Source organism: Klebsiella aerogenes (genome assembly GCA_029027985.1).
In the GTDB taxonomy this organism is placed as follows: domain Bacteria; phylum Pseudomonadota; class Gammaproteobacteria; order Enterobacterales; family Enterobacteriaceae; genus Klebsiella; species Klebsiella aerogenes_A.
The window spans coordinates 655,200-670,222 of sequence record CP119076.1 but is presented as its reverse complement, the minus strand read 5'-3'; the positions used below and the strand labels follow the sequence as shown (position 1 = coordinate 670,222).

The window sequence follows — 15,023 nt, the reverse complement described above, 5'->3', positions numbered from 1 at the left end:
TTATTTCCACTCGTTTCGTAAGCTGTGATAATGCAGCTGCAGCCATTGCAGGGCGATGACAGAAGCCGCGTTGTCGATTTTCCCCTCTTCTACCCACTGGTAAGCTTGTTCCCGGCTCACCACATGCACCCGAATATCCTCGTGTTCTTCGGCCAGGCCGTGAATGCCTTTCGCCATGGATGCGTCAACTTCGCCCACCAGGATCGATAACCGTTCGCTGGTGCCGCCGGGACTTGCCAGATAGCTTAATATTGGTTTGGTGCGCCCAACTTCAAGCCCGGCTTCTTCCAGCGCTTCGCGGCGGGCGACGTCTTCTACCGTTTCGCCTTCTTCTATCATCCCGGCGACCATTTCGAGCAGCCATGGGCTCTCGCTGGTATCATAGGCGGCGATACGGATTTGCTCGACGAGCACAACTTCATCACGTACCGGGTCAAAGGGTAGCAAGACAGCGGCATGCCCGCGCTCAAAAATTTCGCGTGTCACTTCGCCGCTCATCCCGCCGTTAAACAGGCGATGACGAAAACGATACAAATCGAGTGAAAAAAAACCGCGATAAAGTGTTTCGCGTGCAATAATTTCTACATCGTTTTTAGAGAAGGTAATTCCCTGCTGCTTGGGCTTGCTCATTGTTTGTGTCCTGCTCATCCGAAAGTAGGGATTTATAGGCCGTTTGGCTACCGTTTTACAGCCCGTATGTTAGATTGGTGCAAATTACCGCCGGATGGCACGTAACGCCAACTTTTTACGACGGCAGACTCGATACAATCAGCGATTATTTTTAGAATTTTGAGCAGCGCTTATGCTTCACAACAAGGAATGCAAATGAAGAAATTGTTTCCCATCCTTATCGGCCTGGGCCTGACGGGCTTCAGCGCCATGAGTCAGGCAGAAAACCTGATGCAGGTTTATCAGCAGGCGCGCTTAAGCAACCCTGATCTGCGTAAATCAGCAGCCGATCGCGATGCCGCATTCGAAAAGATCAACGAAGCGCGTAGCCCATTACTGCCTCAACTCGGTCTGGGCGCGGATTATACCTATACCAGCGGCTTCCGCGACGCTAAAGACCAAAACTCTAACGTCACCAGCGGTTCGCTGCAGTTAACGCAAACGCTGTTTGATATGTCGAAATGGCGCGCGCTGACCCTGCAGGAAAAAGCAGCGGGCATCCAGGACGTCACCTATCAGACCGATCAGCAAAATCTGATTCTGAACACCGCCAGCGCCTACTTTAGCGTACTGAGCGCGATCGATACGCTTTCCTATACCGAAGCGCAGAAACAGGCGATTTATCGCCAGTTGGATCAGACCACTCAGCGCTTTAACGTTGGCCTGGTCGCCATTACCGACGTACAAAACGCCCGCTCACAGTACGACGCCGTACTGGCAAACGAAGTCACCGCGCGCAACAATCTCGACAACGCCGTTGAAGCGCTACGTCAGGTTACCGGCAACTACTATCCGGAACTGGCCTCACTGAACGTCGATGGCTTCAAAACCAACAAACCGCAAACGGTTAACGCGCTGCTGAAGGAAGCGGAAAAGCGTAACCTGTCGCTGCTGCAAGCCCGTTTGAGCCAGGACCTGGCCCGCGAACAAATTCGCCAGGCGCAGGACGGCCACCTGCCGACTCTGGATTTAAGCGCCTCTACCGGTGTATCGAACAACCGCTACAGCGGCTCTAAAAATATCAACAGCGATGCCGACGTCGGGCAGAACAAAATCGGCCTGAGCTTCTCCCTGCCGCTGTATCAGGGCGGGATGGTCAACTCGCAGGTTAAACAAGCACAGTACAACTTCGTCGGCGCCAGCGAGCAGCTGGAAAGCGCGCACCGCACCGTCGTTCAGACCGTTCGTTCGTCGTTTAACAACGTCAACGCTTCCATCAGCAGCATCAACGCCTACAAACAGGCGGTGGTCTCCGCGCAGAGCTCCTTAGATGCGATGGAAGCCGGTTACTCGGTAGGTACTCGTACCATCGTTGACGTGTTGGACGCGACCACGACGCTGTATAACGCCAAGCAACAGCTTTCCAGCGCGCGTTATAACTACCTGATCAACGAACTGAACATCAAGTCCGCGCTCGGCACGCTGAACGAGCAGGATCTGATCGCGTTGAACAATACCCTGGGTAAAGCGACCTCGACCTCTCCGGACAACGTCGCGCCGGAAAACCCGCAGCAGGACGCCACCGCGGACGGCTATAGCGACACCGCCGCCGCCAAACCGGCCTCCGTTCGCACAACGAGCACTAGCGGCAAAAATCCGTTTAGTCACTAATCGTTTCTGCGTGATAGCGCCTCGTCTGGCCTTCGGGCTGGTCGGGGCGTGAGTTAAACGTAAGGCAACGTAAAGACCTCCGCTTTTCCCCTCTTTCGCTTCATTTTCCACCACTCATACTCTATCCTGAGCGTTGACAAACGCACTACCACTGGGTCCTGGAAGACAAATATGAAACGGACAAAAAATATTAATCATGCGTCGTTCCGCAAAAGCTGGAGCGCCCGCCACCTGACGCCGGTCGCCCTGGCTGTGACCGCCGTATTTATGCTCGCCGGTTGTGAAAAAACGGACGAAACGGTTTCTCTGTATCAAAATGCCGATGACTGTTCGGCGGCAAACCCGAGTAAAGCCGCAGAGTGCACCACCGCTTACAACAACGCGGTGAAAGAAGCCGCGCGCACCGCGCCGAAATACGCCAGCCGTGAAGACTGCGTCGCCGAGTTTGGTGAAGGTCAGTGCCAGCAGGCGCCAGCTCAGGCAGGCGTTGCCCCGGAAAACCAGGCGCAGGCGCAAAGCAGCGGCAGCTTCTGGATGCCGCTGATGGCAGGCTACATGATGGGCCGCCTGATGGGCGGCGGTATGGCTGCGCAGCAACCGCTGTTTAGCTCGAAAAACCCGGCCAGCCCGGCTTACGGCCAGTACACTGACGCCAGCGGCAAGAGCTACGGCGCGGCGCAACCGGGTCGTACCATGAACGTGCCGAAAACCGCGATGGCGCCGAAACCGGCGACCACCTCTACCGTGACTCGCGGCGGCTTTGGCGAATCTGTCGCCAAACAATCGACGATGCAGCGTAGCGCCGCAGGCTCTAGCTCTTCTTCACGCTCGATGGGCGGCTAAGCAGCATGGAAAGAATCAGCATTACCGAGCGTCCGGACTGGCGCGAGAAGGCAACCGAGTACGGCTTCAACTTTCACACCATGTACGGCGAGCCGTACTGGAGCGAAGAGGCCTACTACAAGCTGACGCTGGCGCAGGTTGAAAAGCTTGAGGACGTCACCGCCGAGCTGCATCAAATGTGCCTGCAGGTGGTCGAGAAAGTGATCGCCAGCGACGAGCTGATGGCCAAATTCCGCATTCCTAAACATACCTGGGGCTTCGTGCGCCAGTCGTGGAAAACCAGCCAGCCGTCGCTCTATTCGCGCCTCGATCTGGCCTGGGATGGCGTCGGCGAACCGAAACTCCTGGAGAACAATGCCGATACGCCAACTTCGTTGTACGAAGCGGCTTTCTTCCAGTGGATCTGGCTGGAAGATCAGATCAACGCCGGTCAGTTGCCTGCGGGCAGCGACCAGTTCAACAGCCTGCAGGAAAAGCTGATTGAGCGCTTCGGCGAGCTGCGCGAACAGTTTGGCTTCCAGCTGCTGCATATGGCGTGCTGCCGCGATACCGTTGAAGATCGCGGTACCGTGCAATATCTGCAGGACTGCGCGGCGGAAGCCGGAATCGCGACCGAGTTTCTGTACGTTGAGGACATCGGCCTTGGCGAAAAAGGGCAGTTCACCGACCTACAGGATCAGGTCATCGGCAACCTGTTCAAGCTCTACCCGTGGGAGTTCATGCTGCGGGAGATGTTCTCCACCAAACTGGAAGACGCTGGCGTACGCTGGCTGGAACCGGCGTGGAAGAGCATTATTTCCAACAAAGCGCTGCTGCCGATGCTGTGGGAGATGTTCCCGAACCACCCTAACCTGTTGGCGGCTTACTTCAGCGAAGATGCCCACCCGGAGCTGGAAAAGTACGTTATTAAGCCGATCTTCTCCCGCGAAGGCGCGAACGTCTCGATCGTCGAGAACGGCAAGGTGGTGGAAGCGGTAGAAGGCCCGTACGGCGAGGAAGGCACGATCGTACAGGAGTTTTATCCGCTGCCGAAATTCGGCGACAGCTATACGTTGATTGGCAGTTGGCTTATCAACGATCAACCTGCCGGGATCGGCATTCGTGAAGATCGGGCGCTGATCACCCAGGATCTTTCGCGTTTCTACCCGCACATTTTCGTCGAGTAAAATAAAACCCCGGCCACCTTCGTCGCCGGGGTTTCTTCATCCACACTATCGCGCCGTTACGCCGCGCCCACCACCACTGACAGCATGCTGAGCGACCCCATCTCCAGCCCTTCAATCGGGATAGTTATCGGTTCTTCGCCATCCCACGCCCCCAGAATATAGAGCAACGGCAGGAAGTGTTCGGCCGTTGGGTTAGAGAGCGATCCGCCTTCATGCGCCAGATAGTTCACCAACGGGTGTTCTTCGACCGGCCCTTTCCAGCTCAGGTTCGCCTTCACGTAATCATTGAACGATTCCGCCCACGGATACGGCGTGCTTTCGCCATGCCAGCGCGCGGTGCGCAGGTTGTGCACCACGTTACCGCTCGCCACCAGCATAATGCCTTCATCACGCAGCGATGCCAGTTTACGCCCCATCTCCAGATGCCAGGCCGCGGGTTTGGTGCTGTCGATACTGAGCTGAACCATCGGAATATCCGCATCAGGATACATCTTGATCAGTACGCCCCACGAACCGTGGTCAAAACCCCATGCCTCTTTATCCAGCGCGACCGGCACCGGCGCCAGCAGTTCAACCAGATGCTGCGCCAACTCTGGCGAGCCCGGAGCCGGATAATGAGTGTCGTACAGCGCCTGCGGGAAACCGCCGAAGTCATGGATGGTTTTCGGCGCTTCCATCGCCGTCACTCCCGTCCCGCGGGTAAACCAGTGCGCGGAAATCACCACAATCGCTTTTGGCCGCGGCAGCGTTTCGCCGAGATGGTGCCAGGCGCGGGTATAGATATTATCTTCCAGCACGTTCATCGGGCTACCATGACCTAAAAACAACGCTGGCATACGGGTACGGGACATGACGATATCCTTGAGTAGGAAGTATGTGATGCCTTCACATTACGCGCTTTTGGTCGGGGATAAACTCGGATAAGCATGATGATGATCATCAGAAAATTTGAACATTAAAGTCTGAAAACAACAAAGCCCACTCGATGGTGGGCTTTTGATTTAAGTCAGCGGGAAATTAGCTGGCTTTGCGATCGTGCTCGCGGCGGTAAGCCACCAGATCTTCAATGGTGACGACGGCCATGTTGTGCTGCTGCGCAAACTTGATGCACTCCGGCGCGCGTGCCATGGTGCCGTCATCGTTAGTCAGTTCACAAAGTACGCCAGCCGGCTTGAAGCCCGCCAGGGTGACCAGATCGATAGTCGCTTCAGTATGACCGCCACGGGTCATGACGCCGCCCGGCTGCGCGCGCAGCGGGAAGACGTGGCCAGGACGGTTCAGGTCGGATGGTTTCGCGCCATCGGCAATCGCCGCGCGTACGGTCGTGACGCGGTCAGCGGCGGATACACCGGTAGTCACGCCTTCTGCCGCTTCAATGGTCACGGTAAAGCCAGTGCCGTAGGCGCTGGTGTTGTTCTCAACCATCATCGGCAGGTCGAGCTGCTTGCGGCGGTCTTCGGTCAGGCACAGGCAGACAATGCCGCTGCCGTGACGAATGGTCAGCGCCATTTGCTCAACGGTCATGGTTTCGGCGGCGAAGATCATATCGCCTTCGTTTTCACGGTCTTCATCATCAAGCACCATCACACCGCGGCCTTCGCGCAGTGCGTTTAAAGCGTGTTCCACACGTTCAAAAGCGGTACCAAAAGAAGAAAGGAGCGTCTGATTCATGGTAAAAAAACCTCATTAAAATTATGGTTACCAGAATCAGGGCAGTCTTAGGAGTGCCGGTTTAGCGGCAAAAGTCAACGCAAGCGGATCGGAACCCGACTGAGCCGTTACTCTCTCCCATCCGGACTTTAACCGTCGGCCCCGGAATTACACCGGATCTGCTGACCTTCCCGTTTTCACCGGAAGCGCTCGCGGGCTTTCAACGCGTTGGTTGATTTACCGCCGGTGGGGAATTTCGCCCCGCCCTGAGAATAAGCGAGGTAACTATAACGCCATTAACTATCTTCATCAATGGCTACTCGTCACGCGGTAAACATTTCTGGTTTATAGGCTGCCCCGTTAGCACTACAATGAACGGCAAATAGACCAGTGCAGGAATCCGCCATGATTGACCCGAAAAAAATTGAACAAATCGCCCGCCAGGTCCATGAATCGATGCCGAAAGGCCTTCGCGATCTTGGAGATGATGTAGAGAAGAAGATCCGTCAGGTGCTCCAGTCGCAGCTGACTCGCCTGGATCTGGTAAGCCGCGAAGAGTTCGACGTGCAGACGCAGGTTTTACTGCGCACCCGTGAGAAATTGGCTTTACTGGAGCAGCGGATTAGCGATCTGGAAAGCCGCTCAACCGCGCCGAAGGGCGAAGAGCAGCAATAAAAAAACGGGCCTGATGGCCCGTTTTCATTTTGCTACCGCACTCATATTCTTGCCGGGTGGCGCTGCGCTTACCCGGCCTACGATCCACGCCATTTGCCTCCCCCGCCGTAGCCCTGCTAAGCGCAGCGCAAGCAGGGAAAATACCGGTTCGGGTGGCAACACCCCAGTGCGCTGAATTAAATCTACGCCGGGCAGTTCTTCAAAGGTCTAGTGTTCTAACTCGGCCGCGCTATTCACCTGACGACAATAGAACTCATAGCGTTGGCAAAACCATGCACGATGTTTCTCATCCATATTGCCGACAATAGCCTGAAGATCAACTGAATGGCCTTGCGCGCGCATCCTGGCGAAACTACGTGCCAGGAAATCAAAATTATTCATTGAATACATATCGTTATGGTTCATCCGCATACTCCTTCAGCCGTTGGCGTTCTGATTGGTCATATGCCTTTACTCACTTCAGTATTTACGCTTACCTTAACGTCTTTTGTACGAAAAATGCGCTTAATGAGGTTGTTTATTGCGCTAAATCATTTTCCGCATGATTAAATTAAAACGGCCCGCGAGGGCATCCCCGCAGGCCGTGATAGACCGCCCCTTCAGAGCGGTGCAGCACAAAGATTACTTGTCGCTATCTTTCTGAATCTTCTTGATAATATTGGTCGTTGAGCAACCATCTTCGAAATTGAGCACCAGCACTTCGCCGCCGTTGGCCCACACCTCTTCGCTACCGGCAATCTGTTCCGGCTTATAATCGCCGCCTTTCACCAGCAGATCCGGCAGGATCCCGGCAATCAAACGCTGCGGGGTATCTTCTTCGAAAGAGACCACCCAATCGACGGCTTCCAGCGCCCCCAGTACGATCATCCGCTGTTCCAGCGGGTTCACCGGGCGCGTTTCCCCCTTCAGACGTTTAGTCGACGCATCGCTGTTGACCGCGACAATCAGGCGATCGCCCAGCTTACGCGCGTTGGCCAGATAAGAGACGTGACCGGCGTGCAGAATGTCAAAAACGCCGTTGGTCATCACCACTTTTTCACCGCGCTTACGCGCCGCCGCAACCGCCTGTTTCAGCTCATCTTCGTTCATCACGCCAAAGCCGGTATCGGCGCGACCGCGCACCGCGTTTTCCAGTTCGATTGGCGAAACAGTGGAAGTCCCCAACTTACCGACGACGACACCAGCCGCCGCGTTGGCGAAATAGCAGGCCTCTTCCAGCGTATTACCAGCCGCCAGCGTGGCCGCCAGCACGCCAATAACCGTGTCGCCAGCGCCGGTAACGTCATACACTTCCTGCGCCTGGGTCGGCATATGCAGCGGCGGACGTCCCGGCTGCAGCAGTGTCATCCCCTGCTCAGAGCGCGTCACCAGCAGCGCGGAGAACTCGAATTCGGCGATGATTTTCATCCCACGTTCCACGATTTCGGCTTCGTCTTTGCACTTCCCGGCGACCGCTTCGAATTCAGAGAGGTTCGGCGTTAGCAGCGTCGCGCCACGATAGCGTTCAAATTCGGTGCCTTTCGGGTCAATCAGCACCGGCACGCCCGCATCGCGGGCAAGCTTAATCATGGTCTGCACGCTGGTCAGCGCGCCTTTGGCGTAGTCTGACAGTACCAGCGCGCCAATAGAACCCAGCGCCTGCTGGATACGTTCGTGCATTGGCTGCGGGTCAACCCCGGAGAAACCCTCTTCAAAATCGAGGCGGATCAGTTGCTGATTGCGCGACAGCACACGCAGCTTGGTGATCGTCGGGTGCGTCGGCACCGACACGAAATCGCACTTCACCTTCACGTCAGCCAGCGCTTTGCTCAGCGCACGCGCGGCGTCGTCGATACCGGTCAGGCCGACCAGACGGGAAGTCGCGCCGAGCGAAGCAATGTTCATCGCCACGTTAGCCGCGCCGCCAGGGCGTTCTTCGATATTTTCCACCTTCACCACCGGCACCGGGGCTTCCGGGGAAATACGGCTAGTCGGGCCGTACCAGTAGCGGTCCAGCATCACATCGCCAACCACCAACACTCCTGCACGTTCAAACTCTGGCAGCGTTACTTTCATTACTCTCTCCTGCGAGATGCAAACTTTGCGCGCGATAATAGCACACCCGGTTTGTTAGTTAAGCCATCAACCATTTCTGCCAACTGGCGCTCACCTGCTGGCGTTCGCCGCCGAAGGCATCCGGCGCGACGTTGCCCGGCTGCTCTTGCAGCGCCAGATGGTGTAACGCATCGCGTAGCGTGGTGTAGGCATGGGTTAATGCCCGCGCCTCGTCATCGTCCATAATGTCGTTTTGCGCCAACAGCTCCAGAATGCGCACATTATCAGACCAGCGCGTCAGTTTCGGCTTCTCATGCGCGTAGCGCAGCACCAGATACTGGGTGATAAACTCAATATCGGTGATCCCGCCGGCATCGGCCTTGATATCAAAGCGATCGCGCTGCTTATTGCCCAAATGCGCGCGCATCTTTTCACGCATTTCCCGCACTTCCGTTTGCAGCGTCTCCCCTTCGCGCGGGGTGGTCAGAATGTCGCGGCGAATCGCGTCAAAGCGCGCCTGCAGCGCCGGGTCGCCATACACGACGCGGGCACGGACCAACGCCTGATGTTCCCAGGTCCAGGCTTCGTTACGCTGATAATCGGCAAAAGCGTCAGCGGTGGTCACCAACATGCCCGCCGCCCCGGAGGGACGTAAGCGAGCGTCCACTTCGTACAGAATGCCCGACGAAGTGCGGGTGCTGAACAGATGCATGATCCGCTGGGCTAAGCGCAGATAGAACTGACGGCCATCGATTTCCCGTTCGCCGTCGGTCATCACTTCCATCGGACAGTCGTGGAGGAAAACCAGATCGAGGTCAGAACTATAACCCAACTCCCAACCGCCAAGCTTACCGTATCCTACTACCGCAAAACCGCGTCCCTGGCGATCGCGCAGGTGGGTCGGTAAGCCATAACGGGACACCATCTGCAGCCACGCCTGCTGTACCACCGCATCGATCATCGCCTCAGCCAGCCAGGTTAAGTGATCGCTCACTTTCATCACCGGTAGCGTCCCGGCGATGTCGGCAGCGGCGATATGCAGCAGCTGCGCCTGCTTAAACTGGCGCAGCGCTTCCAGTTGCTGTTCCTCGTCATCTTCCGGTACACGCAGCAGATACTGGCGCAGCTCATCGCGGTAGGCATCGGTCGCCGTCGGCTGATACAGCGTATTCGGATCCAGCAGTTCGTCCAGCAGCAGCGGATGACGCGCCAACTGGCTGGCAACCATCGGCGAGGCGGCGCACAGGCTAATCAGGTGTTTTAAGGCACCCGGGAATTCGCTGAGCAGCTCCAGGTAGGTAGTACGGGTGACGATGCCGGTCAGCAACGGCGTGATCCGCGCCAGCGGCAGCGGGGCATCCGCCCGTGAGCAGACTTCACTCAGCAGATGCGGCATCAGTTGGTCGAGCACCTGCCGCCCACGCGGGCCGATAGTGCGCCGGTCGAGTTCCTTGCGGAAATCGGCAATCAGCGCCAGTACGCTACGCCGGTCGTTATCGTCGAGATGCGCCAGCGCTGGCGTGGTGTCATCCTCTTCCAGTGCGTCCTGCCACAGCTCGCGCCAGTACTCTTCCAGTTGCTCATCCGGCGATTGCGCCTCGTCATCGCCGATGAGCTCGTTGAAGACGCGACGCACGCGGCGCATCTGTTCTTCAAGCTGCTCGCTGAGCATCTGCCAGTCGGCAACGCGCATCCCCCACGCCAGACGCGCGCGGTTGAGTTCATCCTGCGGCAGGGTTTGCGTTTGCTCATCGTTAATGCTTTGCAGCAGGTTCTCGAGACGGCGCAAAAACAGGTAGGCTTCACGCAACTGCGCAGCGTCGCCCTCCGGCAACAAATGCAGCTCGTCAATAGCGGCCAGCGTCGGCAACAGCGCACGCAGCTGTAATGCCGGTTCACGACCGCCGCGGATCAACTGGAAAACCTGCACGATAAATTCAATTTCGCGAATGCCGCCCGCGCCAAGCTTAATGTTGTCTTTCAGGCCGCGGCGGCGCACTTCGCGGGCGATCATCCCTTTCATGTTGCGCAAAGACTGAATGACGCTGAAATCGATGTAACGGCGGAACACGAACGGGCGCAGCATGGCGCGTAGTTCGTTAGCGTAAACGCCGTCGTTGTCCCCCATGATCCGCGCCTTCACCATCGCGTAGCGCTCCCAGTCACGCCCCTGTTCCTGGTAATAGTCTTCCAGCGCCGCGAAGCTCAGCACCAGCGGGCCGCTGTCGCCAAACGGGCGCAGGCGCATATCCACGCGGTACACGAAGCCGTCCTGCGTAGGCTGATCCAATACTTTGATCAGCCGCTGACCCAGGCGGGTGAAAAACTGGGCGTTATCCAGTTCGCGACGCCCGCCCTGGGTAGCGCCGTGTTCCGGCCAGGCAAAAATCAGATCGATATCGGAAGAGAAATTAAGCTCGCCACCGCCCAGCTTTCCCATTCCGAGGATCAATAGCGGCTGCGCTTCGTCCTGCGCACTGCACGGTGTGCCCCACTCCCGGCAACAAGCGGTGTACAGCCAGTCGCGGGCGGCGACGATTAAGGTCTCCGCCAGCGCGCTAAGCTGCTGCAAACTGCTCTCTTCGCTGACCAACAACAGTGCCTGCGCCCAGGCAATGCGCACCATAATACGGCGGCGGAACTGGCGCAGCTCGCGCATCAGCGCGGCTTCGTCAGTCACGTTCCGCAACAGCTCCGCCAACCAATCGCCGTAATGGCGCCACTCGTCGGCCTGCGGCGGCGCGCTTTCCAGTTCGGCCAACCACTGCGGCTGGGCAACCAGGCTCTGTTCCACGAATTCGCTGAACGTCATCACCGACTGCGCCTGCGAACTTAACGTTTGCAGGGGAAAATCTGCCGGAAGCCGGTTTACAACCGTCTGCCAGTGCTGCTGTAACTGCGAAGAAAGCGGCATGATAGGGGTCTCCCTGGCCTGAAATTATCGTTTTCCACTATGCAGCCAGAACGGTTCCGCGGCCAGTGCCTGACGACGGAAATATTCGATGACGCTGCGATCATTATGCTCGATGGCGTGGCGCGCTTCTTGCCAGTTTTCCAGCCAGCTTTCGGCAACATCGGCATAGGCGCTGGAAAGCAGCTGAATGCTATCGATTTCACGCGCCAGACGTGTCAGCTGATCGCTATAGTCATCTTCCACCTGCAGGAAGATGCTTTTCAGCTCTGCCGCCGCTCGCGACAGCTGGATATCGGCAAAGCGTTTGAACGAGCCGTCGATTTTCTTTTGCCCCGCGTCGTTGAGGAAGGCACGCCAACTCCGGGTCACCAGCCATTCAGTCAGCTGCAGCTTGGCGCGCACCGTTTCGCGGTTAAATAGCGCCTGCCCGACGCTCTCCGCTTCAGCCAGCGCCGCTTCGGCTGCCGTGAGCGATTCGCGCAGCAGCGCGGTGGCTTTACGCGGCACGATGCCGCCAAACAACACCAACGTATGGCGCACGCGGGCCATCGCCTGCTGAATTTCACGTTTGGCGGCCGCATTCCCCCCGTTCCAGACCTCATCATGATAGAGCCAATGCGCCAGCGCGCTTTCCAGCGCTGCTTCCAGCCCCTGCTCAACGCTGGCTTTCGCCGCCACGCGCAATACCGTTAACGGCTTAACCGGGCGCGGTTCGTTACCCTGCGCCAGTTGATAACCGCGCGCCGCCTTGCTCAGGCTACCCTGACGCAGCACGCCGGTCTCCAGCAAACGGCGCGCCAGTGCCAGAATATCGGCGGTATCGCCGCTCAGCAGCTCCAGCTCCAGTTCGCAAATTGCTTCCTGATGCTCAGCGGCTTTAACTTCGCCAAGGTCGAGGGCGACCTCAATCTGGCTGTTACCTTCATTCAGCACCCATTTTTCGCGGGCGAAATCGGTGCTGAATAACGGCTGTACATTCTGCGCCAGCTCAGCCGGCAGTTGCCCTTGCGGCCAGACTTCAGTCGGTAAGCGCTCCAGCGCCAGCTCCGCTTTTTCCAGCGGGATATTATATTCCGGACGCTGATGCAGTCCGCCCACCACCCGACCCGCGATCTTCAGCGTCATTTCATAGCGCCCCTGATCGCCGCGGATCCGCAGCCCCATGTCGTGCCGACGCAGCCAGTTATCGGCGGTTTCGTAGTAAATATTCAGCAACTGACCTGCTGGCGTGTGCTTCGCATCCAGCGTATTGAGATGCTGGCGCAGCGCGTCAACGCCGTCGTGGGCAACGATAAATTTCAGTTCGATTTCTTGAGCCATGGATGAATTCTTCCACCTGATGAGCGTCGCCGGAAAAATGTGGCGAACTAATGACGATATTTTTTGTCAGTAAATAGTATTTTGCGGCGAATCGCCATGCAATGCGCATTTGCTGGCTACATTTGGATGATTCCAATTGTGGCGGAAAACTTTGCGTCGCTCTGGCGATGCCACTACTATCGTTCAACTTTTTATGACCAAACGATGACCTGATGCCAAAATTACGCCTTATTACCTTTACATTGCTAGCGCTTAGCGCCGCTACGGCGGTTCACGCAGAAGAAAAACGCTACGTTTCCGATGAGCTGAACACCTGGGTTCGCAGCGGCCCTGGCGATAACTATCGTCTGGTTGGCACCATTAACGCCGGCGAAGCCGTCGACGTTCTGCAAACTAATGACAGCACTAATTATGCGCAGGTACGCGACAGCAACGGCCGTACCGCCTGGATCCCACTGAAAGAGCTGAGCAACGAGCCCAGCCTGCGCATCCGCGTGCCGGATCTGGAAAACCAGGTCAAAACCCTGACCGACAAGCTGAACAATATCGACGCCACCTGGAACCAGCGTACCTCGGATATGCAGAAAAAAGTCGCCGGCAGCGACGGCGCGATCAACGCCCTGAAAGAAGAGAACCAAAAGCTGAAAAACGAGCTGGTTGTCGCGCAGAAGAAGGTGAACGCGGCGAATCTGCAGCTTGATGACAAACAGCGCACCATTATCATGCAGTGGTTCATGTACGGCGGCGGCGTGCTGGGCGTCGGTCTGATCCTCGGTCTGGTGCTGCCGCACCTGGTGCCGAGTCGCAAGCGTAAAGACCGGTGGATGAACTAATTCGTCTTCTCTGCCAGACTTACGTATCATCTTGCGAAAAGTCGATGCGGGAGAAACGGGCGTGAAGATTTATTTGGTCGGTGGTGCTGTACGAGATGCGTTATTAGGACTACCGGTCAAAGACAAAGACTGGGTGGTGGTTGGCGCCACGCCCCAGCAGTTGCTCGACGCGGGCTACCAGCAGGTAGGTCGCGATTTTCCCGTGTTCCTTCACCCGGACAGTCGTGAAGAGTACGCCCTCGCGCGTACCGAGCGTAAATCCGGTTCCGGCTATACCGGCTTCACCTGTTACGCCGCCGCCGATGTCACGCTTGAGCAAGACCTGCTGCGCCGCGACCTGACGATTAACGCGCTGGCTCAGGACGCTGACGGCCAGATTTACGACCCCTACGGCGGTCAGGACGATTTACGCCAGCGTCTGCTGCGCCACGTCTCCCCGGCTTTTAGCGAAGATCCGCTACGCGTACTGCGGGTAGCGCGTTTTGCCGCACGCTACGCCCATCTCGGTTTTCGCATCGCCGATGAAACCATGGCGCTGATGCGCGCAATGGCTGACGCAGGCGAACTGGCGCATCTGACACCGGAACGGGTATGGAAAGAGACGGAAAACGCGCTTGGTACACGCAATCCGCAGGTTTTTTTCCAGACCCTGCGCGACTGCCATGCGTTGAAGGTCCTGTTCCCGGAAATCGACGCGCTGTACGGCGTACCCGCGCCGGCGAAATGGCATCCGGAGATCGATACCGGCGTACACACCTTGATGACGCTGACCATGGCGGCAATGCTATCGCCGGACATTGACGTCCGTTTCGCCACCCTGTGCCACGACCTTGGCAAAGGACTCACGCCAAAAGAATTCTGGCCGCGCCATCACGGACACGGCCCGGCGGGCGTCAAGCTGGTGGAGCAGATTTGCAGCCGCCTGCGGGTGCCGAACGATATCCGCGATCTGGCAAGGTTGGTCGCAGAATTCCACGACCTGATTCATACCCTGCCCATCCTGCAGCCGAAAACCCTCGTTAAACTGTTTGATAACATCGACGCCTGGCGCAAACCGCAGCGCGTACAACAAATCGCCCTCACCAGCGAGGCTGACGTGCGCGGCCGCACCGGTTTTGAATCCTGCGATTACCCGCAGGGGCGCCTGCTGCTTGAAGCCTGGGAAGTAGCGAAATCGGTTTCCACCAAAGAGGTGGTTGCGGCCGGATTTAAAGGACTGGAAATTCGCGATGAACTCACGCAGCGGAGAATTGCGGCGGTTGCGCAGTGGAAAGAACAACGTTGCCCCCAGCCGCAAGGCTGAGGGCT

General features: G+C 57.4%; 13 protein-coding genes, 1 pseudogene and 1 riboswitch. Of the genes and pseudogenes, 7 read left to right on the top strand and 7 right to left on the bottom strand.

Annotation, left to right across the window (positions count from 1 at the left end; translation table 11 throughout):
• Positions 1–630 carry an ADP-ribose diphosphatase gene (gene nudF / locus PYR66_03265; GenBank protein ID WEF28769.1) on the bottom strand — a complete coding sequence of 210 codons (630 nt, stop codon included), beginning with the start codon at positions 628–630 and terminating at the stop codon, positions 1–3.
• Between the two features lie 195 nt (positions 631–825).
• Between nudF and tolC the strand changes: the two genes are divergently transcribed.
• From tolC to PYR66_03250, 3 genes are all read left to right on the top strand, one after another.
• Positions 826–2,280 carry an outer membrane channel protein TolC gene (tolC, locus tag PYR66_03260; protein ID WEF28768.1) on the top strand — a complete coding sequence of 485 codons (1,455 nt, stop codon included), beginning with the start codon at positions 826–828 and terminating at the stop codon, positions 2,278–2,280.
• 171 nt (positions 2,281–2,451) lie between these two features.
• Positions 2,452–3,123 (top strand): DUF1190 family protein, encoded by a 672-nt coding sequence (locus PYR66_03255; GenBank protein WEF28767.1) that lies wholly within the window; start codon positions 2,452–2,454, stop codon positions 3,121–3,123.
• A 5-nt stretch (positions 3,124–3,128) separates the two neighbouring features.
• Positions 3,129–4,289, top strand: a complete 1,161-nt coding sequence (locus tag PYR66_03250; GenBank protein WEF28766.1) for a glutathionylspermidine synthase family protein — start codon at positions 3,129–3,131, stop codon at positions 4,287–4,289.
• Positions 4,290–4,345: 56 nt separating this feature from the next.
• Here PYR66_03250 and ygiD read toward each other — a convergent pair whose 3' ends face one another.
• Together ygiD and ribB are read right to left on the bottom strand one after the other, a co-directional pair.
• Positions 4,346–5,140 (bottom strand): 4,5-DOPA dioxygenase extradiol, encoded by a 795-nt coding sequence (gene ygiD / locus PYR66_03245; protein WEF28765.1) that lies wholly within the window; start codon positions 5,138–5,140, stop codon positions 4,346–4,348.
• Positions 5,141–5,306: 166 nt separating this feature from the next.
• On the bottom strand, positions 5,307–5,960 hold the full coding sequence (gene ribB, locus PYR66_03240) for a 3,4-dihydroxy-2-butanone-4-phosphate synthase (GenBank protein WEF28764.1): 654 nt from the start codon (positions 5,958–5,960) through the stop codon (positions 5,307–5,309).
• 105 nt (positions 5,961–6,065) lie between these two features.
• A riboswitch (FMN riboswitch) is annotated at positions 6,066–6,217 on the bottom strand.
• A gap of 127 nt (positions 6,218–6,344) precedes the next feature.
• Here ribB and PYR66_03235 point away from each other — a divergent pair.
• A complete protein-coding gene (locus PYR66_03235) occupies positions 6,345–6,614 on the top strand; it encodes an accessory factor UbiK family protein (protein ID WEF28763.1) in 270 nt (89 codons plus the stop codon).
• 207 nt (positions 6,615–6,821) lie between these two features.
• Here PYR66_03235 and glgS read toward each other — a convergent pair whose 3' ends face one another.
• Positions 6,822–7,019: a cell surface composition regulator GlgS gene (gene glgS / locus PYR66_03230; GenBank protein ID WEF28762.1), complete on the bottom strand. Its 198-nt coding sequence runs from the start codon at positions 7,017–7,019 to the stop codon at positions 6,822–6,824.
• Here glgS and PYR66_03225 point away from each other — a divergent pair.
• Positions 7,011–7,159: pseudogene (locus PYR66_03225) on the top strand (hypothetical protein). The gene glgS and the pseudogene PYR66_03225 sit on opposite strands and share 9 nt — an antisense overlap.
• Before the next feature lie 76 nt (positions 7,160–7,235).
• On the opposite strand, the gene hldE reads toward PYR66_03225, so the two are convergent.
• From hldE to PYR66_03210, 3 genes are read right to left on the bottom strand one after another with little or no spacing between them, the layout of a single operon-like run.
• Positions 7,236–8,669 (bottom strand): bifunctional D-glycero-beta-D-manno-heptose-7-phosphate kinase/D-glycero-beta-D-manno-heptose 1-phosphate adenylyltransferase HldE, encoded by a 1,434-nt coding sequence (gene hldE, locus PYR66_03220; GenBank protein WEF28761.1) that lies wholly within the window; start codon positions 8,667–8,669, stop codon positions 7,236–7,238.
• A gap of 58 nt (positions 8,670–8,727) precedes the next feature.
• Positions 8,728–11,565 (bottom strand): bifunctional [glutamate--ammonia ligase]-adenylyl-L-tyrosine phosphorylase/[glutamate--ammonia-ligase] adenylyltransferase, encoded by a 2,838-nt coding sequence (gene glnE, locus PYR66_03215; GenBank protein WEF30345.1) that lies wholly within the window; start codon positions 11,563–11,565, stop codon positions 8,728–8,730.
• 21 nt (positions 11,566–11,586) lie between these two features.
• Positions 11,587–12,882 carry an inorganic triphosphatase gene (locus PYR66_03210; GenBank protein ID WEF28760.1) on the bottom strand — a complete coding sequence of 432 codons (1,296 nt, stop codon included), beginning with the start codon at positions 12,880–12,882 and terminating at the stop codon, positions 11,587–11,589.
• 212 nt (positions 12,883–13,094) lie between these two features.
• On the opposite strand from PYR66_03210, the gene PYR66_03205 reads away from it, so the two are divergent.
• Both PYR66_03205 and PYR66_03200 read left to right on the top strand, forming a co-directional pair.
• Positions 13,095–13,715, top strand: coding sequence for a TIGR04211 family SH3 domain-containing protein (locus PYR66_03205; GenBank protein WEF28759.1), 621 nt, complete (start codon positions 13,095–13,097; stop codon positions 13,713–13,715).
• Positions 13,716–13,776: 61 nt separating this feature from the next.
• Positions 13,777–15,018 carry a multifunctional CCA addition/repair protein gene (locus PYR66_03200; protein ID WEF28758.1) on the top strand — a complete coding sequence of 414 codons (1,242 nt, stop codon included), beginning with the start codon at positions 13,777–13,779 and terminating at the stop codon, positions 15,016–15,018.
• Positions 15,019–15,023 lie beyond the last annotated feature (5 nt).